We start from the raw sequence: 17,870 nt of genomic DNA, 5'->3' as shown, positions 1-17,870 counted from the left end.
CTAGCGGGCCGCGCGCAACCGTCCGACGACGCCGGTCGGGAAGAAATAGACCGACAGGATGAACAGCACGCCCAACCACAGCAGCCAACGGTCCGCGCTCAGCAGTTCGGGCAGCACCGGCAGCCCGTCCACCACGCCCGAGGCCACCCCCATCAGGTTCTGGAGATAGTTCTGCGCGATCACCAGAACCGTCGCGCCGATCACCGCGCCATACATCGTGCCCATGCCGCCGATCACCACCATCAGCAGGATGTCGATCATGATCTCCATCGACAGTGCCGTATCCGGCCCCACATAGCGCAGCCAGATCGCGTAGAGGCTGCCGGCCAGCGCGGCGACGGCCGCCGAAAGGCAGGTCGCGGCGACCCGGTAATGCACCACCCGGTATCCGATGGCCTCGGCCCGGAAGTCGTTTTCCCTGATCGCCTGCAGCACCCGGCCAAAGGGCGAATTCACCACCCGCAGCATCAGCAGGAACAGGATCAGGCTGCCGAAGAAGATCAGGTAATAGGCCAGCAGCTTGCCGTTCAGCTTCACCCCGAACAGCTCGTCGCCGAACCTGAAGGCCGGCCCCAGCGCGCGCGGCGTCTGAAAGGTCAGCCCGTCCTCGCCCCCGGTCAGGCCCGACAACTGGCTGACCAGCACGGCGACCGCCGACGCGACCGCCAGCGTGATCATGGCGAAAAAGATCGCCCTGACGCGCAGCGAAAACAGCCCGATGATCAGCGCCAGCACCGCCGCCAGCGCCGCCCCCGCGACCGAGCCGACCAGCAACGCATCGAACCCGCGCCCCATATGGGTCGAGGCCAGCGCCACGCCATAGGCGCCGATGCCGAAGAACATGGTATGCGCGAAGCTGACGATGCCGCCATAGCCCAAAAGCAGGTCATAACTCGCCACCAGCACGACGAAGATGCAGATCCGCGCGGCCGTATCCACCGTGCGCACACCGGGAAACAGGAACGGCGCCAGCGCCAGGCAGACCAGGATGACGCCGAGGATCAGCGCCAGGAGAACCGAACGGGGCGTGTCGCCCGAAAGAACTGCTTTGATCATTTCGCCTTCACCACCGGGATCATGCCCATCGGGCGCCACATCAGGATCGCGACCATCAGGCCGATATTCGAGATCAGCGCCACCTTGGGCTCCAGGAACGCCACATAGTTCTGCATCAGCCCGACCAGCAGCGCCCCGAGGAAACAGCCCTCGACGCTGCCCAGCCCGCCAATGATCACCACGATGAAGATCAGGATCAGCGCCTGATTGCCCATATGGGCGGTGATGACCTCCTGATAGAGGCCCCACATCACCCCGCCCAGACCGGCCAGGGCCGAGCCGGCGATGAAGACGCCGACGAAGACCAGCCGCAGCCGGTAGCCCAGCGCCTGCACCATCTCGCCGTTCTCGACGCCGGCCCGCACGATCAGACCGATCTTGGTGTGGCGCAGAACCCATCGCATGGCCAGAAACACCACCAGGCCGATGCCCACCGCCACCAGCCGGTATTTTTCGATGGCCGCGCCGGCAAAGGTCACGGCCCCCTTCAGGGCCTCGGGGCGCGCGATATAGATCTCCTCGGGCCCCCACAGCACGATGATCAGCTGTTCGACCACGATCAGCCCGCCCATCGTCACCAGGATCTGCTTCAGGTGATGGCCATAGACGGGCTCGACGATCACTTTCTCAAAGGCCCAGCCCATCGCGCCGGTTGCCGCCATCGCCGCGAACACCGCCGCCATCAGCGCCGCCAGGTTCAGTGCCAGCGACGGGGCGGCGGTCATGTGCCCCAGCACCAGCAGGACCGACACCCCGACGAACGCCCCGACCGACACGAACGCGCCATGGCCGAAATTGATCACGTCCATCAGCCCGAAAACCAGGGTCAGCCCCGAGGCCATGATGAAGATCATCATGCCCATGGCCAGCCCCGACACGGTCAGCGTCAGCCACGAGGTCGCGCTCGGGATCGCCAGGAACCCGAACACGATCAGCGCCGGGATCAGCAGCACCGGCATCCATGGCGCGATCCGGTGCGCGAACGAGGCCCGCGCCATCTTGGGTGCATGTTCCGGGGCCGCCGTCATGCCTGCCCTCCTGCTTCTTTCTGGTCAAAAATACCCATGTTCCCACCTTTCGGCCGGCGCTTCAGTGCGCCTCCATGCTCAGGCCCATCAGCCGCTCCTGCAGCTCCGCGTCGCCTGCCAGTTCGCGCATCTGCCCCGCCCAGATCATCCGCCCGTCATCCATGACACAGGCGGTGTCGCCGAGCGCGCGCGCGACCGAGAAGTTCTGTTCCACCAGCAGGATCGACGCGCCCTGGTCCTTGAGCTCGCGCAGGGCGCGCGCCATGGTCGAGATGATCGCCGGCGCCAGGCCCTTGGTGGGCTCGTCGATCAGGTAGAGCCGCCGTTCCTCCACCATCGCCCGCGCGATCGACAGCATCTGCTTCTGCCCGCCCGACAGGTTCCCCGCCTCGGATTTCCAGAAGGTCTTGAGCGGCGGAAAGATCGAAAACACCCAATCCAGCCGCGCCGCGTCCATCGGCCCGGACGCGGCGGCCAGGATCATGTTCTCCTCCACCGTCAGATCGGCGAAGATGCCCATGTCCTCGGGCACGAACCCGACGCCGGCCCGTGCGATCGCCGGGGTCGGTGTCGTGGTGATGTCCTCGCCGTCCAGCAGGATGCGGCCGCGATGCGCGCGCCAGTGGCCGATGATCGTGCGCAGCGTCGTGGTCTTGCCCACGCCGTTGCGCCCCAGCAGCATCGTCACCGCGCCGCGCGGCACCTCCAGATCGACGCCCTGCAGGATGTGGTACTGCGCGATGTTGGTATAGACCCCTTCGAGCCTCAGAATGGGATCAGACATCTTCCAGCTCCCGGCCCATGTAAGCCTCCTGCACCACGTCCGAGGCCATGACCTCGGCCGGCGGTCCGTCCGCGGCCAGGGCTCCGTTGTGCAGCACGATGATGCGGTCGGCCAGGGTCCGGATCACGTCCATCTTGTGCTCGACCAGCAGGATCGTCCGGTCCTTCTGCGCCTTGAGGTCCGAGATCAGGTCCAGCACCACCGGCGCCTCGTCCACGCTCATGCCCGCGGTCGGTTCGTCGAACATGTACACATCCGGATCGAGCGCGATCAGCAGCGCCACCTCCAGCTTGCGCTGGTGGCCGTGCGACAGTTCCGACACGATCTGATCGCGGTTGTCCAACAGCCGCACCCGCTCCAGAATTCCTTCGGCCGCTTCGGTCAGTTCGGTGTGGCGGCTGGCCATGGACAGCAGGTTGAACCCCTGATGGGCCTTGGCCTGCACCACAAGCCGCACGTTTTCCAGCACCGAAAGGTTCGGAAACAGGTTGGTCAGCTGGAATGCCCGCCCGATCCCGGCGCGGGTCCGCTGCGACACCGACAGCGCGGAAATCTCGCGGCCGCGCAGCAGCACCTTGCCCGAGCTTGCCGGAATCTGACCCGAGATCAGATTGAAATAGGTGGTCTTGCCCGCCCCGTTGGGGCCGACGATGGCGGTCAGCTCGCCGGCCTGAAAGGCGCAGGTCACGGCGTCCACCGCCACGTGCCCGCCAAAGCGGACGGTCAGAGCCTCGGTCGCCAGGATAGGGGGTGTCATCGGTCGTGTTCGTCTTTCAAAAAACCGGCCCGGAGACACGGGGCCTCCGGACCGGCCAAGTCCACGGGGATTACTGGTTGCGAACCGGGATCGGCAGGTCGTCGATCGTCAGTTCACGGACAAGCTCCGGAATGGCCCATTCCACGTTGTCATCCACCTTGATCTTGAAGTGGTACATGGATTGCAGCGCCTGGTGATCCTCGGGGCGGAACATCATCTTGCCCTTCGGCGTCTCCCACTCCATGCCTTCCATCGCTTCGATCAGGGCCTCGGTATCGGTGCCGCCTGCCTTCTTGATCGCCTCGACGATCGCGATGCCGGCCGCCATGCCGCCCGCGGTGAAGAAATCCGGCGGCGTGCCGAAGCGTTCCTGATGCTCCTTCACCAGCCAGTCGTTCACCGGGTTGTCCGGGATTTCATAGTAGTAATAGGTCGCCCCCTGCATGCCGGGGAAATCCTTGTACCCCTTCATCGCGGCCAGGATGTTGCCGCCGGTGGCGATCTCGATTCCGAACCGGCCCGGATCCATGGCGTTGATCTTGCCCATGGGGTTGCCGCCACCGGCCCAGATGATGAACAGGCGCTTTTCGCCGTCCAGATCCTTCATCGCGTTGAAGATCCGTTCCGCCGCGGCGGTGAAATCGGTTGTGTCGGTCGGCACGTATTCCTCGTGCACGATGCCGCTGCCTGCCCCTTCCAACGCCTCCTTGAAGGCGGCGATGCCGTCACGGCCAAAGGCATAGTCCTGCGCCAGCGTCGCGATGTGCACGTTCTCGCCGGCCAGCGCGATGGCGTTGGCCACGGCGTCCTGCGACGAGTTCCGCCCGGTGCGGAAGACATAGCGGTTCCAGTTCTCGCCGGTGATCGAGTCGGCCACGGCCGGCTCCACGATCAGCAGCTTCTCGTACTCCTCGGCCACCGGCAGCATCGCCAGGGCCACGCCCGAGCTGACCGGGCCGACGGCCAGATCCACCTCGTCGTCGCCATAGGCCTCTTCCAGAAGGGCCTTGCCGTTCTCCGGCTTGAGCTGGGTGTCCTTTTCGATCACGACGATCTTTTCGCCGTCGATCTCCATGGTGCCGCCCGTTGCGTATTCCAGCCCCAGCATCAGCCCGTCATGGGACTGCTTGGCATAGGCTTCGAACGGGCCGGTCTTGCCATAGACATGAGCGATCTTGATGTCGGCGGCGGCGGCGGATGCCAGGGCCAGCGCAGACACCATCCCTGCGCACAAAATGCGTTTCACGATTATCCTCCCCGATGGCGCGCCTCGGTTTCGGCGCTGCAATTTCTGAATGTATGCAGGCTAATGTCGCAAGGGCGTTTGGGTCAATTATGCGGAAATACGTATTCCCTTACTTGCCCTTCCACTTTGCCGACAGGTCGCGGGCGTTTCTGGCCAGGATCATCACGTCCAGACCCACGGCCAGAAACTGCGCTCCAAGATCCAGATAGGCTTGTGCGGCCTCGTCGGTCGTTCCCAGAATGCCGGGCGCCTTTCCCGCGGCCTTGATGCGCGCGAGCGCGTCGGCGATCACCGCGCGGACCTCGGGCGCGGCGCCGTTGCCCGCATATCCCATGTCGGTCGAAAGGTCCGAAGGTCCGATGAACACGCCGTCGATGCCTTCGACCTGCAGGATGTCGTCCAGCGCCGCGATCCCGGCCCGGTTCTCGACCTGCACCAGCAGGCAGATTTCCCGGTCGGCGGTCTGAACGTAGTCGGGGACCGAGCCGAACATGGTGGCGCGGGCCGAGGTTGCGCCGACGCCGCGCGCGCCCTCGGGCGGATAGCGGCAGGCGCGCACCAGGTCGCGCGCCTGCGCGGCGCTTTCCACGATCGGCACCAGGACGGTCTGCGCCCCGGCATCCAGTACCTGCTTGATGATCCAGGTTTCGCCGATAGGAACCCGAACCACCGGATGCGCCGGGCTTGCCGCCAGCGCCATCAGCTGATCCCGAATCGACCGGATGTCGTTCGGGCCATGCTCGGCGTCGATCACCAGCCAGTCGAAGCCGGTGGTGCCCATGACCTCGGCCACGCTGGCCTCGCCAAAGCTCATCCAGCATCCGATCAGCCGGTCTCCGCGCGCAAGCGCCTGTTTGAAACTGTTGGTGGGGGCGGGCATGGGCGAACTCCCGGATGGACGGTTGGGGATCTGGGACACGATACGCAGCCGTGGGCTGGCGTCCAGCCCGATCAGTCTGACAGGGCACGCGCAACTTCGGTGATCACCTCATGGGCCATCATCACATCCGCCTCGGTCGTTTCGAACTGGCCGGCCTGAAACCGGATCACCAAGTCGCCGTCCACGCGGGTTTGCGTCAGATAGATCCGGCCGTCGTCGTTGATGGCGTTCACCAAGCGCTGGTTCAAATCATCCAAATCGGCGTTTCGGGCTGGTACAAAACGGAAGGTCCAGAGCGACCACATCGGCGGAGTGACGATTTCAAAGTCGGGCTCGGCCGCCAGCCTGTCGTGCAAGGCCCGCGACCAATCGATGTGGTTGCGCAGCCGCTGGCGCAGCCCTTCCAACCCGTAGGTGCGGATCACGAACCACAGTTTCAGCGCCCGGAACCGGCGGCCCAGCGGCACCGACCATTCGGAATAGTTGATGATCCCGTCCTTGCCGTGGGTCTTGAGATACTCGGGGCTGATCGCCAATGTCTGAACCAGATCGTCCGGATTCTTCAGGAAATGCGCGCAGCAATCGAACTGCACGCCCAGCCATTTATGCGGGTTGAACACGATGCTGTCGGCCTTTTCGATGCCGGGCCAGTAGTGGCGGTATTCCGGACAGATCATCGCCGATCCGGCCCAGGCCGCATCCACGTGGCTGTAGAGACCATATTTGGCTGCAATTTCAAGACACCGATCGACAGGATCGGTTGCGCCGGTGCCGGTGCCCCCGACACACAGGATCACCCCGGCGGGGTGCTGTCCGGCCTCCAGATCGGCCTTTATCGCGGCCTCCAAAGCCGCCGGATCCATTCCCCTCCAGTCGCCCTTGATCGGGATGCGCACCAGGTTCTCCTGACCGATCCCGGCCACCCAGATGGCCCGGTCGATCGAGGTGTGCACCTCGGACGAACAATAGACGCGCAGCGGTTTCTGCCCGAACATCCCCTGCTGGTTGCCCTGCCAGTCCAGCGCCTTTTCCCGCATGGTCAGCACGGCGGCCAGAGTGGCCGAGGACGCCGAATCCTGGATGACACCCGCGAAGCCCTTGGGCAGGTCCAGCGCCTGACGCAGCCAATCCATCATCCGCGTTTCCATCTCGGTCGCCGCCGGAGAGGTCTGCCACAACATGCATTGCGGCGCGATGGCGCTGGCCAGAAACTCGGCCAGAACCGACGGCGCCGAGGCGTTCGAGTTGAAATAGGCGAAGAACCGGGGATGCTGCCAATGGGTGATCCCCGGCATCACGATGTCCTCGAAATCGCGAAAGATGACCTCCATCGCTTCGGGGGTTTCCGGTGGGGTCTCCGGCAGGGCCTGCAGCACCTCTCCCGGTTCGGTGCGGGCCCGGACCGGGCGTTGACCGACGGTCAGGTGATACTCCCGCGCCCAATCCGCGATCTTGCGCCCCCAATCGGCGAATTCGTCCCAATTCATGTCTGGCTCCGTCCGGTATTCCTTTGCCGCACCGCCGGCGGCCTCGCCATCGGCGCGGAACGCGCATGTTAATTAACATGTCAAATAAAAAACCGATTCTGTCAAACGACCCTACGTACTCGTGTGTTGCTTACGTAAGGGAATTCGGCAAAAATTCGGCATGAACAATGATTTACCTCTGACATCCAGGTCTTTGCCGATCGCGCTGCTCAGGGCGCGGGAAAAGGTGATGGGCCCGATCCGCGCCATGCTGGCCGATGTCGGCATCACCGAACAGCAATGGCGGGTTCTCAGGGTGTTGCAGGAAGAGGGGCCGCAAGATCCGACCCGCATCGCGGAACGCGCCTGCCTGTTGCTGCCAAGCCTGACCCGCATTTTGCAAAAGCTTGAAAAAAAAGAACTTATCGAACGCCGCCCGGACGATCGTGACCGCAGGAAACAGGTGATCCGCATCACGCGAGAAGGGCGGCAGATCATCCATGACAATCTGAGCACCAGCGTCCGGGCGGCCGAACGTCTAAGGGCCCAGATGGGGGCGGAGCGGTACGAAACGCTTCTGGACCTGCTCAACGAGTTGCACGACCTGAAGGACTGAGGCCAAGCATGGAACGATTGCGTTCCGCTTGATCGCCAGGCCTGCAGTTGGATAGATGCAATCTATGCGAAACCTTTGGAAACTGCTGCACTCGCCGCGCAATCTGATCATCTTCGAGGCGGCAGCCCGCACGAAATCCTTCACGCGCGCCGCCGAGGAGCTGAGCATCCAGCAGCCTTCGGTCAGCGCCGCGATCAAGCAACTGGAATCGGCGCTGGGCGTTCACCTGTTCATCCGGCGGCATCGCAGCGTCGAACTGACCGAAGCTGGCCAGAGACTGTATGCCACGGCAGCGCGGGCGCTGAACGACATCGAAAACTGCGCCGCCGACATCCGCAGGACGCCCAAGGACCGGCACGTCACGCTGAATTCCTCGACCGCGTTTTCCTACTACTGGATGATGCCGCGGGTTCACGACCTGCGGCAGAAACATCCTCAGGTGGATTTGCGCATGCAGATCAGCGATCGCGAACCGGATCTCGACGAAGAGGATATCAGCCTGGCCATACGATTGGGAAACGGCTCCTGGCCTGGATATGACGCGGCGCTCATCGCGGACGAGGTGATCTATCCGGTTGCCAGCCCGCAGGTCATGCACGGCGCGCGCAACCTGCGCACCATTCCCAATCTGCTGCACGAACGCCTGATCCATCTGGAGGAACCCATTCGCGCGCGGCCAAGCTGGCGGCAATGGTTCGCACATCACGGCATTTCGGGCTGCGACATTTCCGCGGGACTGAGGCTCAACGACTATGCGCTTGTCCTGCAGGCGGCGTTGAACGGCGAGGGGTTTTCCTTTGGCTGGAACCATGTTGTCCGGGGTCTGATCGACAGGGGGCAGTTGGCCGCGCGCAAGGAATGGGCCTGGCGGACTGGCAACGGTTTCTATCTGGTCTGGTCGCAGTCCCGGCGGCTGTCCGATGATGCGGTCAAGGTTCGCGACTGGGTGCTGAGCCGGGCCGAGGCGGATCGCCGTTCGGATCCGGATTTCTGAGGCCCCGCCGGAGAAGAGGGGGGTTTTCTCCGGCGAGGGGGCCAGGATGGATTGCGTTACTTTGCCTGGCCCAGGGCCGGAACATCCCGGTGTTCCCCGGGATTCCGGCCCGTGCCGCAGGGCAGGTGATGGTCTGAAATGAGACCGTCCCGGGTCAGTGGAACGTGGGTGCGACTTCCCTGACCGGAGCGCCCTGAAGCATTCCTTTGCCGATACTTGATGGATCGGTCGTGTTTGTTCATGCCCCGAAAAGTTGTTCTCGCGAGGGTTTCCTCCCCGCTTTTCGGCAGGTACCGGTGTCCTTCGCCCCTCTGACGGCATCCAAGCCGCCCCGAGTGAGTGGCCCGCCGGCTTTGGCGTTCAAGCGTCCGGTCCTGCTCGATTTTAACTGTAGTACATTCGCCGCGAAATCCAACCTGATGGCGCGATAAAATCTCGGTGAAACACACGCGGGAAGCCGCATCGCGCCACCAAACGGAAGCACGGCGGCGAAAACGGCCTTGGATCAAGGCGAAAGCCTCGAGGTCGTGAAGCCATCGAACGGAGGCGAATTGCATGTCGCCGATCCCCACACGGTTGAATAATCCCCCGATTGGCCAACCACGTCACGTTGCCAGATGGGGATTTGCCGACTCTAGCGCGGATCCCACTCCTCGGCAGGTTGCAATGGGAAAGGATGTCTCGATTGCGCGAAATCGCGCCGGTTCAATCGCTGGTTGCCGGCAACATATGGCGCGCCGCGCCGGCCGTTGGTCCGATTCCCCGGAATGCGACTGTGACGGGCCATCCTTGCGCGGATCGCAGGACTCAATAAGGTAGAAGCCGGAGCCGCAACCGACGGGGGGAGGGGTCGTTTGGCACAGAAACTGGGAACACTCGAAGACCTGCCGCCGGACTATCTCAGCGAACTGGAGCAGGCGGGCGTCGCCCCCTTGTGGCCCATGATGCGCAACGTCCTGCCGCATGGTGCCCCGCAACCGGTGTCGCGGCCGGGATACTGGAGCTACGACATCGTTCGCCCGCTGTTGCTGCGCGCCGGTGAATTGACCCCGGTGGAAAAGGCCGAACGCCGGGTACTGGTGCTTTCGGACCCGGGGCGTGGCGTCGGGGCGATGCAGGCGACCGCGACCATCTATCTCGGTCTGCAGCTGCTGCTTCCCGGCGAAAAGGCGCCCGCACATCGCCACACGCCGTCGGCGGTGCGGATCATCGTGGAAGGAACCGGTGGCTACACGGTTGTGGATGGTGAGCGCCTGCCGATGGAAGAGGGCGATCTGGTGCTGACGCCGGGCGGTGAGTGGCACGATCACAGCCATGACGGCGACGAACCGGTGGTCTGGCTTGACGCGCTGGATCTGCCGCTTTTCCTCTATCTCGAAGGATCCTATGCCATCGAAGGCGAGTTGCAGGCGCAAAGAAACCGTCCGGACGCCAGCCAGGTCGAGTACCGCGCGGCCGGTCTTGCGCCCTCGCGCCGCGCCGGATCGGGCGCCCGCCGCTATCCGATGATGCGTTATCCGTGGAAACGGACCGAGGCGGCGCTGCGCGAGATGGCGGAATACGGCCAGGACGTCGCCGAACTGGACTACATCAACCCCGAAACGGGACAGGACGTGTTGCCGACGCTCGGGTTCACGGCGATGCTGCTGCGCGCGGGCCAATCGCATGCCGCCCCGTTCCGGTCGTCGTCCTGCGCGTTTCATGTCGTCAGCGGCGACGGCGAGTCGGTCGTCAACGGCGAGACGGTTCGCTGGCGGTCCAAGGATACCTTCACCGCGCCGATCTTTGCCGACATAAGCCATGCCGCGTCGTCCGATGCGTTTCTGATCCGCATTCACGACCGCCCCCTGCAAGACAAGCTCGGCTACTACGAGGAGCGCCCGCGATGACTGAAAGCCTGTTCAGCCTCCCGCAGGTTCCGGGCATTCCGGTACGGGGCGAAGCGGCAACCTATCCGATCGGCCGCATCTTTTGCGTGGGCCGGAACTATGCGGCCCACGCCGCTGAAATGGGACAGGAAGTGGATCGCGAAGCGCCGTTCTATTTCACCAAGTCGGCATCCAATGCGGTCCTTTCGGGTGCCACGGTTCCCTATCCGCCGGGAACGGAGAATTATCACTACGAGATGGAATTGGCGCTGGCCATCGGCCAACCGGTGTTTCGCGCGACCAGGGACGAGGCTTGGCGCGCGGTCTATGCCTATGGCTGTGCGCTCGACATGACGCGGCGGGATCTGCAGATCCGCGAACGCAACAAGCAGCGCCCCTGGGATCTGGGAAAGGATGTCGAGAACGGCGCGGTCTTTGCGCCCATGACCAAGGCGGCGGACTGGACGCCCGCGGACGATACGCGCATCCATCTGGCGGTCAATGACGAGGTAAAGCAGGATGCGACGCTTGCCGAACTCATCTGGAAGATCGACGAGATCATCGGCCACCTGTCGGGCTTTTATCATTTGCGTCCCGGCGACTTGATCCTGACCGGCACGCCGGCCGGTGTCGGCCCGGTGCTGGCGGGGGATGTGATCACCGGCGGAATAGACGGGCTGGAGCCGATCCGCCTGACGCTGGCCGAGGCGGGCTGACCATGGCCGCCGACCGCATCCTGATCGCTGGCGGCGGCATTGGGGGATTGGCGGCGGCAATCGGTCTTGCGCAGCGCGGTGAACGGGTTCTGGTGCTGGAAAAGGCCGCGCGATTCGGCGAGATCGGCGCGGGCATCCAGCTTGGGCCGAACGCGTTTCACGCCTTCGACTTTCTCGGGGTCGGAGATGCCGCGCGGGCCATGGCGGTCTATATCGACAACCTGCGACTGATGGATGCGCTGACCGGCGACGAGATCACGCGCATCCCGTTGGGCGATGAGTTCCGCGCACGGATGGGCAACCCTTATGCGGTCGTGCATCGCGGCGAGCTGCACGGCGTCTTCCTGAGGGCGTGCCGGGACAGTCCGCTGGTCGAGTTGCGCACCGACAGCGCGGTCGCCGGCTATGCGCAGGACGGTGAAACGGTGTTCGCCATCCTCCAGGACGGCACCCGCATCCAGGGAAAGGCGCTGATCGGCGCCGATGGGCTTTGGTCCAAGGTACGGGCGCAAATGCGCGATGACGGACCGCCGCGGGTGTCCGGACATACGACCTATCGTTCGGTGATCCCGATCGAGGACATGCCGGAAGACCTGCGCTGGAACGCCGCGACGCTGTGGGCCGGACCGCGCTGCCATATCGTGCATTACCCGCTCTCGGGCTGGAAAAGCTTCAACCTCGTCGTCACCTATCACAACGACGCCCCGGAGCCGGTAGCCGGAATGCCGGTGTCGCATGACGAAGTGCGCAAGGGCTTCGATCATGTCAGCCCAGTGGCCCGGCAGGTGATCGACAAGGGGCGGGACTGGAAGCTCTGGGTTCTGTGCGACCGGGATCCGGTCATGCAGTGGACCGATGGCCGGGTCGCCCTGTTGGGCGATGCGGCGCATCCGATGCTGCAGTATTTTGCGCAGGGCGCCTGCATGGCGATGGAGGACGCGGTGTGTCTCGCGGCGCTTTTCGAGACCGGCGGTGCGGTTGAGAGCATTTTGCGGGACTATCAGGAAAGACGACGCTTGCGCACAGCACGGGTTCAGTTGCAGTCTCGGGAAATCGGAGAACACATCTATCACCCCGACGGGGCCCATGCGGCGCTGCGAAACAGGATCATGAGCGCCAAGTCCCCCGAACAGTGGTACGATGCGGTCGAATGGCTGTACGGAAGTACGGGTCTGGAGGGCGCGGTGTTCGCCTGATCGGAGTGTGAGCAATATATTGCATTGTGAAGGCAAGTTGGCATTATATTGCTAAAAGAGGGGTCAAAGGGAGGATGACATGACCTATCGGAGAACGCTTTTGGGCGTGATTGGCGGCGCGGCCGTCGCGGCACTGGCCACCGGTTTCAGCGCCGGAACCGCGCTGGCGCAGGAAGTCACGCTGAAACTGCACCAGTTCCTGCCGGCACAGGCCAACGTGCCGAAACTGGTTCTAGATATCTGGGCGGACAATGTGGAAAAGGATTCGGATGGCCGGATCAAGGTCGAGCGGTACCCGTCCATGCAGCTCGGCGGCAAGCCGCCGGAACTGATGGACCAGGCGATCGACGGCGTTGCCGATGTCGTCTGGACCGTGGTCGGCTACACGCCGGGCCGATTTCCCAGCACCGAAGTCTTCGAACTGCCGTTCATGATGACCAATGCGCGGGCGGTCAGCCGCGCCTATTGGGAGATGTTCGAAAAGCACATGAAGGATGACGAGTTCAAGGATGTCCACATTCTTGGAACCTGGGTGCACGGTCCCGGAATGCTGCATACCGCCGACCCGGTGGAAAGCCCCGAGGATCTGCAGGGCATGAAGATCCGGGGCGGCTCGCGTTCGGTCAATTCGTTGCTGACCAAGCTGGGCGCGACTCCGGTCGGGATGCCGGTGCCGGCGGTGCCCGAAGGACTGAGCAAGGGCGTGATCGACGGCACCACGATCCCGTGGGAGGTGACGACCGCCCTGAAAGTGCCGGAACTGGTTGAGAACCACACCGAGTTCGAGGGCCGCGCGCTGTATACGCTGACCTTCGTGCTGGCGATGAACAAGGACAAGTATGACAGCCTGCCCGACGATCTGAAAAAGGTGATCGACGACAATTCGGGGCTCGAATTCTCGGTCTTCGCCGGCGGCACCCAAGCGGATGCCGACGGACCGGCCCGCGTGGTCGCCGAGGATCTGGGCAACAACATCATCACCATCGACGAAGCTGGCGTCGAGGAGTGGCGCGCGCTGGCGCAGCCGATCTATGACGAATGGATCGCCGACATGGAGTCCAAGGGCAAGGACGGCAAGGCGCTGATCGAAGAGGCGCAGATGCTGATCGAGAAATACACGCCGCAATACACCAACTGATACCGGCGCAAGACAAGGCCGCGGCGCCTCGGCGCCGTGGCCGTTCGTCCCCGCAACAGATCGAGGACCAATGCAGAAAGTCATGATGGGGTTGGCCAGAACCCTGGCCATCATCGGCGGGATCGTTCTGAGCGCCCTGATCCTTTTGACATGCGTGTCGATCCTGGGCCGTTTGCTGAACGGGTTTTTTCACGGCGCGTTCATGCAGGGCATCGCGCCCGGCTTTTCCGACTGGGCAATCGGGATCGGGATCGGACCCGTCAACGGCGATTTCGAACTGGTCGAGGCCGGCGTGGCCTTTGCCATCTTCTGTTTCCTGCCGCTATGTCAGATCACCGCGGGGCACGCGTCGGTGGATATCCTGGCGAATACCTTTCCCAAGGGCGTCAACCGGTTTCTGCGGATGGTGACTGAGATCGTGTTCGCGGGCGTCCTGATCCTGATCGCGTGGAAGCTGTTCGACGGCATGATGAGCAAGAAGGAATACGGCGAGACCACCTTTCTGCTGCAGTTCCCGATCTGGTGGGCCTATGCGCTCAGCTTTGCCGCGTCTCTGGCGGCGGCCATCGTCGGCGTCTACATGGCCTGCATCCGGACCTATGAATTCGCGACCGGCCGCATCCTGATCTGGGACGGTGTGGAGGCAACCCATTGACCGCGCTGGAAATCGGAATCGCGTCCTTTCCCGCCTTGATGGTGCTGATCTTTCTGCGGGTGCCGATCGGGCTGGCCATGTTTCTTGTCGGTCTGGTGGGCCTCATCCTGGTGACCGGCGGCACGCAGGTCGCCTTTGCCCGCCTCAAGAACGAAACCTACACCACCTTTTCCAGCTATTCGCTGACCATCGTGCCGATGTTCCTGCTGATGGGGCATTTCGCGACGCTGGGCGGCATGTCGAACGCGTTGTTCCGAGCCGCCGAAGGCTGGCTGGGCCATCGGCGTGGGGGCGTCGCCATGGCCTCGATCGGCGCCTGCGCGGGTTTTGGCGCGATCTGCGGGTCGTCGCTGGCCACCGCCGCCACGATGGGCCGTGTCGCGCTGCCCGAGCTCAAGCAATATGGCTATGCCGGCGGCTTCTCGACCGCGACACTGGCAGCGGGCGGGACGCTTGGTATCCTGATCCCGCCCTCGGTGGTTCTGGTGATCTACGCCATCCTGACCGAGCAGAACATCGCCAAACTGTTCCTCGCCGCCTTCATCCCCGGGATCATGGCGGCGCTGGGCTATGTCATCGCCATTTCCATCTATGTGCGACTCTATCCCGAGAGTGCGGGAACACGGCCGCCGGTGCCCTATTCCGAGCGGTTTGCGGCGCTGCTGCAGGTCTGGCCGGTTCTGTTGGTGTTCGGGCTCGTGGTCGGCGGCATATATCTGGGCTGGTTCACCCCGACCGAAGGCGCGGCAGTCGGGGCCTTTGGCACCGGCGTCATCGCGTGGTTCAACGGGGGGCTGACCCGGGCTTCGCTCGCCGACAGCTTCATCGTCACCGCCCGTTCGACGGCAATGATCTTTTTCATCATTCTGGGCGCGGGGTTCTACAACGGCTTTCTCGCCCTCACGCAGGTGCCGCAGGAACTGTCGAACTATGTCGTCAGCCAGGGGTTTTCACCCTGGGTCGTTCTGGCGCTGATCCTGTGCTTCTATCTCGTCTTCGGCTGCCTGATGGACAGCCTTTCGATGATCCTGCTGACCATCCCGATCTTTTTCCCCGTGATCTCGGCGATGGATTTCAACCTGGTCTCGCTGCCTGCCATGCAGGCCGAAGCGGCGATGGAGGTGCTCAGAAACGGTGTCCCGCAAGGGATGGGGGCCGAAATGCTGGCCTCGATCCAGGAGGCCATCGCCACCGGCACCGAACTCACGCGCGAGCAGATGAAGGAATTGGGCATCCGCGTCACCCGCGGCATGGCGAACCGGATCGAGGCGGAATATGTCGCGATCTGGTTCGGTATCCTGGTCCTCATCGTCGTCGAGGTCGGGCTGATCACGCCACCGGTTGGCATGAACCTGTTCATCATCAACGCGATGGACCGAACCACGCGGATCATCGAGACCTACAAGGCCGTTCTGTTCTTCGTGGCCTCGGACATCGTTCGGGTCATCATCCTCGTCGCTTTTCCGACGATCACGTTGTTTCTATTGCCGGGCTGAACGGTTTCAGCCCGGTCTGATCTGTTGCGCCCCGATCGGTCCGGGGTGCCGCCGCGTGGGAGGCGACGATGAGCGGTTATGTTGCGCATGACGTAATCCGTGAGGATGCGGGCGATGGTGTGATCCTGCTGCGGTCCGCTCATCCCCTGCCCAAACCGGCCGCCAGGACTGCCGACTGGCTGCATCGCTGGGCCGCCGAACGTCCGGAGACGGTGTTTCTGGCCGAACGCAGCGGACCCGGCTGGCGCGTGTTGCGATATGGCGATGCGCTGGAACAGGTGCGCGCCCTGGCGGCGGGCTTGCTGGCGCGCGGGCTCGGGACGACCACACCGGTCCTCATCCTCTCCGGCAACAGCATAGACCAAGGTGTACTGAGCCTGGCGGCGCAGTATGTCGGCATCCCGACGGTGCCGGTGGCCGAGCAGTATTCCCTGATCCCCGGGGCACTGAAGCAGCTGCACCACATCATCGGGCTGATCGACCCGGCGATGGTCTTTGCCGAAGATGGCGAAGCCTTCGCATCGGCGCTTGCAATGGACGACATGGCGGGACGGCAAATCGTGGTCAGCCGGAATGCCGGCCTTGGCCACGCGAAGCTGCATGACTTGCAGTCGGAAACCGCAGATATCGAGACCGCTGCCGCCCGCGTCGGGCCGGACACCGTGGCCAAGATCCTGATGACATCCGGCTCGACCTCGCACCCCAAGGGCGTGCTGACGACGCAGGCCATGATGTGCGCCAACCAGGCGCAGTATGAACAGGCGCTGCCGTTTCTGTCGGACCGACCGCCGCGTCTGGTCGATTGGCTGCCCTGGAACCACGTATTCGGCGGCTCGAACAACTTCAACCAGATGCTGGCCTTTGGCGGGTCGCTCTACATCGACGGGGGAAAGCCCCTGCCGGCGCTGATCGGCAAGACGTTCGAAAACAACCGCTTGATGAATGGCACGATCGCCTACAACGTGCCGATCGGATTTGCCCAGTTGCGGACCGAGATGCGGAAGGACGAGACCCTCCGCCGGAATTTTTTCTCGGATCTGGACATGCTGTTCTACGCGGGCGCATCGCTCGCCCCGGATGTCTGGCAGGATCTGAACGACATGGCGCTTGAGGTCAGGGACGAACCGCCCCTGATCACCACCTGCTGGGGCATGACCGAAACCGCCCCGGCCTGTATTTTCCAGCATTTCCCGGCAAACCTTCCGGGGATCGTGGGTGTTCCCTTGCCGGGCGTCACCGTCAAACTGGTGCCGGAAGTGGGCGACCGGTACGAGGTGCGCGTCAAGGGGCCAAACGTCTTTGCCGGCTACCACGAAGACCCCGAGAAGACCGCCGAAGCCTTCGATGCCAACGGGTTCTTTTGCAGCGGCGACGCGATGACCCTGGTCGATCCGGGCGACATGAACCGGGGCCTGCGGTTCGACGGGCGTATGTCCGAGGATTTCAAGCTGGCTTCGGGTATCTGGGTCCGGGCGGCAGCGATGCGGCTGGAGTTGCTGGCGGCCCTGGCGCCCTTGGCCGCGGATGTCGTCGTGACGGGCGAGTACCGCGATCAGGTCGGGCTGATGATTCTGCCGACGGCAGCGCTGGCCGAAGGGTTGGAGGACCGGGACGGCGCCTATCTGCCCGCAAGCCAGGCTGCGGCGATCGCGGAGCGCCTGAGGCAGGTCAACGGCGACAAGGGCACATCGGCCCGCATCACGCGGGCGCTGATCCTCTCCAAACCTCCGTCGATGGCGGATGGCGAGATCACGGCCAAGGGCAATCTCAATTTCAGGAAACTGCTGGATCGGCGGGCCAAACTGCTGGAAAGACTGTACGATGACGCCGACCCGGCCACGATGGTTGTGCAGTAAGATGCAAGGCGGCGCCCATGTTTATGCATTATCTTGCCAAATTCGACGCAAGATGCATTATGGCCGCCCAAGGGGCGAGGGTGTGCGCAAACTGCTGTCAACGGCTGTCAAGGCGCGC

The 17,870-nt window shown here is 63.7% G+C and carries 16 protein-coding genes; 9 read left to right on the top strand and 7 right to left on the bottom strand.

Annotated features, from left to right (window positions below; translation table 11 throughout):
• The 7 genes from AC2FNJ_RS10080 to AC2FNJ_RS10050 form a co-directional block, all read right to left on the bottom strand.
• The gene (locus AC2FNJ_RS10080) at positions 1–1,056 is read right to left on the bottom strand and encodes a branched-chain amino acid ABC transporter permease (RefSeq protein WP_496764100.1); all 1,056 of its coding nucleotides are present in this window, start codon (positions 1,054–1,056) and stop codon (positions 1–3) included.
• Complete coding sequence (locus AC2FNJ_RS10075; RefSeq protein WP_496764099.1) at positions 1,053–2,084, bottom strand: branched-chain amino acid ABC transporter permease; 1,032 nt, start codon at positions 2,082–2,084, stop codon at positions 1,053–1,055. The genes AC2FNJ_RS10080 and AC2FNJ_RS10075 overlap by 4 nt, the downstream gene beginning before the upstream one ends.
• A 61-nt stretch (positions 2,085–2,145) precedes the next feature.
• Complete coding sequence (locus tag AC2FNJ_RS10070; RefSeq protein ID WP_496764098.1) at positions 2,146–2,868, bottom strand: ABC transporter ATP-binding protein; 723 nt, start codon at positions 2,866–2,868, stop codon at positions 2,146–2,148.
• Positions 2,861–3,625 carry an ABC transporter ATP-binding protein gene (locus AC2FNJ_RS10065; RefSeq protein ID WP_496764097.1) on the bottom strand — a complete coding sequence of 255 codons (765 nt, stop codon included), beginning with the start codon at positions 3,623–3,625 and terminating at the stop codon, positions 2,861–2,863. Before AC2FNJ_RS10065 ends, AC2FNJ_RS10070 begins: the two co-directional genes overlap by 8 nt.
• Positions 3,626–3,695: 70 nt before the next feature.
• On the bottom strand, positions 3,696–4,871 hold the full coding sequence (locus AC2FNJ_RS10060; RefSeq protein WP_496764096.1) for a substrate-binding domain-containing protein: 1,176 nt from the start codon (positions 4,869–4,871) through the stop codon (positions 3,696–3,698).
• 109 nt (positions 4,872–4,980) lie between these two features.
• The gene (locus AC2FNJ_RS10055; protein WP_496764095.1) at positions 4,981–5,751 is read right to left on the bottom strand and encodes an HpcH/HpaI aldolase family protein; all 771 of its coding nucleotides are present in this window, start codon (positions 5,749–5,751) and stop codon (positions 4,981–4,983) included.
• 71 nt (positions 5,752–5,822) lie between these two features.
• Complete coding sequence (locus AC2FNJ_RS10050) at positions 5,823–7,238, bottom strand: pyridoxal phosphate-dependent decarboxylase family protein (RefSeq protein WP_496764094.1); 1,416 nt, start codon at positions 7,236–7,238, stop codon at positions 5,823–5,825.
• 160 nt (positions 7,239–7,398) lie between these two features.
• On the opposite strand from AC2FNJ_RS10050, the gene hpaR reads away from it, so the two are divergent.
• From hpaR to AC2FNJ_RS10005, 9 genes are all read left to right on the top strand, one after another.
• Positions 7,399–7,833, top strand: coding sequence for a homoprotocatechuate degradation operon regulator HpaR (gene hpaR / locus AC2FNJ_RS10045; RefSeq protein ID WP_496764093.1), 435 nt, complete (start codon positions 7,399–7,401; stop codon positions 7,831–7,833).
• Between the two features lie 64 nt (positions 7,834–7,897).
• Positions 7,898–8,827, top strand: a complete 930-nt coding sequence (locus AC2FNJ_RS10040) for a LysR substrate-binding domain-containing protein (protein ID WP_496764092.1) — start codon at positions 7,898–7,900, stop codon at positions 8,825–8,827.
• Between the two features lie 854 nt (positions 8,828–9,681).
• A complete protein-coding gene (locus AC2FNJ_RS10035) occupies positions 9,682–10,716 on the top strand; it encodes a cupin domain-containing protein (RefSeq protein WP_496764091.1) in 1,035 nt (344 codons plus the stop codon).
• The gene (locus tag AC2FNJ_RS10030; RefSeq protein WP_496764090.1) at positions 10,713–11,411 is read left to right on the top strand and encodes a fumarylacetoacetate hydrolase family protein; all 699 of its coding nucleotides are present in this window, start codon (positions 10,713–10,715) and stop codon (positions 11,409–11,411) included. Before AC2FNJ_RS10035 ends, AC2FNJ_RS10030 begins: the two co-directional genes overlap by 4 nt.
• A gap of 2 nt (positions 11,412–11,413) precedes the next feature.
• A complete protein-coding gene (locus tag AC2FNJ_RS10025) occupies positions 11,414–12,607 on the top strand; it encodes a 3-hydroxybenzoate 6-monooxygenase (RefSeq protein WP_496764089.1) in 1,194 nt (397 codons plus the stop codon).
• A gap of 79 nt (positions 12,608–12,686) precedes the next feature.
• Complete coding sequence (locus tag AC2FNJ_RS10020; RefSeq protein WP_496764088.1) at positions 12,687–13,745, top strand: TRAP transporter substrate-binding protein; 1,059 nt, start codon at positions 12,687–12,689, stop codon at positions 13,743–13,745.
• Between the two features lie 70 nt (positions 13,746–13,815).
• Positions 13,816–14,400: a TRAP transporter small permease gene (locus AC2FNJ_RS10015; protein WP_496764087.1), complete on the top strand. Its 585-nt coding sequence runs from the start codon at positions 13,816–13,818 to the stop codon at positions 14,398–14,400.
• Positions 14,397–15,896: a TRAP transporter large permease gene (locus AC2FNJ_RS10010; protein WP_496764086.1), complete on the top strand. Its 1,500-nt coding sequence runs from the start codon at positions 14,397–14,399 to the stop codon at positions 15,894–15,896. Before AC2FNJ_RS10015 ends, AC2FNJ_RS10010 begins: the two co-directional genes overlap by 4 nt.
• Positions 15,897–15,964: 68 nt before the next feature.
• Positions 15,965–17,752: a feruloyl-CoA synthase gene (locus AC2FNJ_RS10005; protein ID WP_496764085.1), complete on the top strand. Its 1,788-nt coding sequence runs from the start codon at positions 15,965–15,967 to the stop codon at positions 17,750–17,752.
• The last annotated feature ends 118 nt before the right edge of the window (positions 17,753–17,870 follow it).

Source organism: Ruegeria sp. BHSB196, from assembly GCF_059613135.1.
Note: the sequence above shows the minus strand (reverse complement) of the source record. Positions and strands in the feature narration are given on the sequence as shown.

What these genes read in the sequence shown, in the direction of transcription:
- AC2FNJ_RS10080 (WP_496764100.1), bottom strand. Translation starts at nt 1,056, where the DNA reads ATGATCAAAGCAGTTCTTTCGGGCGACACGCCCCGTTCGGTTCTCCTG.
- AC2FNJ_RS10075 (WP_496764099.1), bottom strand. Translation starts at nt 2,084, where the DNA reads ATGACGGCGGCCCCGGAACATGCACCCAAGATGGCGCGGGCCTCGTTC.
- AC2FNJ_RS10070 (WP_496764098.1), bottom strand. Translation starts at nt 2,868, where the DNA reads ATGTCTGATCCCATTCTGAGGCTCGAAGGGGTCTATACCAACATCGCG.
- AC2FNJ_RS10065 (WP_496764097.1), bottom strand. Translation starts at nt 3,625, where the DNA reads ATGACACCCCCTATCCTGGCGACCGAGGCTCTGACCGTCCGCTTTGGC.
- AC2FNJ_RS10055 (WP_496764095.1), bottom strand. Translation starts at nt 5,751, where the DNA reads ATGCCCGCCCCCACCAACAGTTTCAAACAGGCGCTTGCGCGCGGAGAC.
- AC2FNJ_RS10050 (WP_496764094.1), bottom strand. Translation starts at nt 7,238, where the DNA reads ATGAATTGGGACGAATTCGCCGATTGGGGGCGCAAGATCGCGGATTGG.
- hpaR (WP_496764093.1), top strand. Translation starts at nt 7,399, where the DNA reads ATGAACAATGATTTACCTCTGACATCCAGGTCTTTGCCGATCGCGCTG.
- AC2FNJ_RS10040 (WP_496764092.1), top strand. Translation starts at nt 7,898, where the DNA reads ATGCGAAACCTTTGGAAACTGCTGCACTCGCCGCGCAATCTGATCATC.
- AC2FNJ_RS10030 (WP_496764090.1), top strand. Translation starts at nt 10,713, where the DNA reads ATGACTGAAAGCCTGTTCAGCCTCCCGCAGGTTCCGGGCATTCCGGTA.
- AC2FNJ_RS10025 (WP_496764089.1), top strand. Translation starts at nt 11,414, where the DNA reads ATGGCCGCCGACCGCATCCTGATCGCTGGCGGCGGCATTGGGGGATTG.
- AC2FNJ_RS10020 (WP_496764088.1), top strand. Translation starts at nt 12,687, where the DNA reads ATGACCTATCGGAGAACGCTTTTGGGCGTGATTGGCGGCGCGGCCGTC.
- AC2FNJ_RS10015 (WP_496764087.1), top strand. Translation starts at nt 13,816, where the DNA reads ATGCAGAAAGTCATGATGGGGTTGGCCAGAACCCTGGCCATCATCGGC.
- AC2FNJ_RS10005 (WP_496764085.1), top strand. Translation starts at nt 15,965, where the DNA reads ATGAGCGGTTATGTTGCGCATGACGTAATCCGTGAGGATGCGGGCGAT.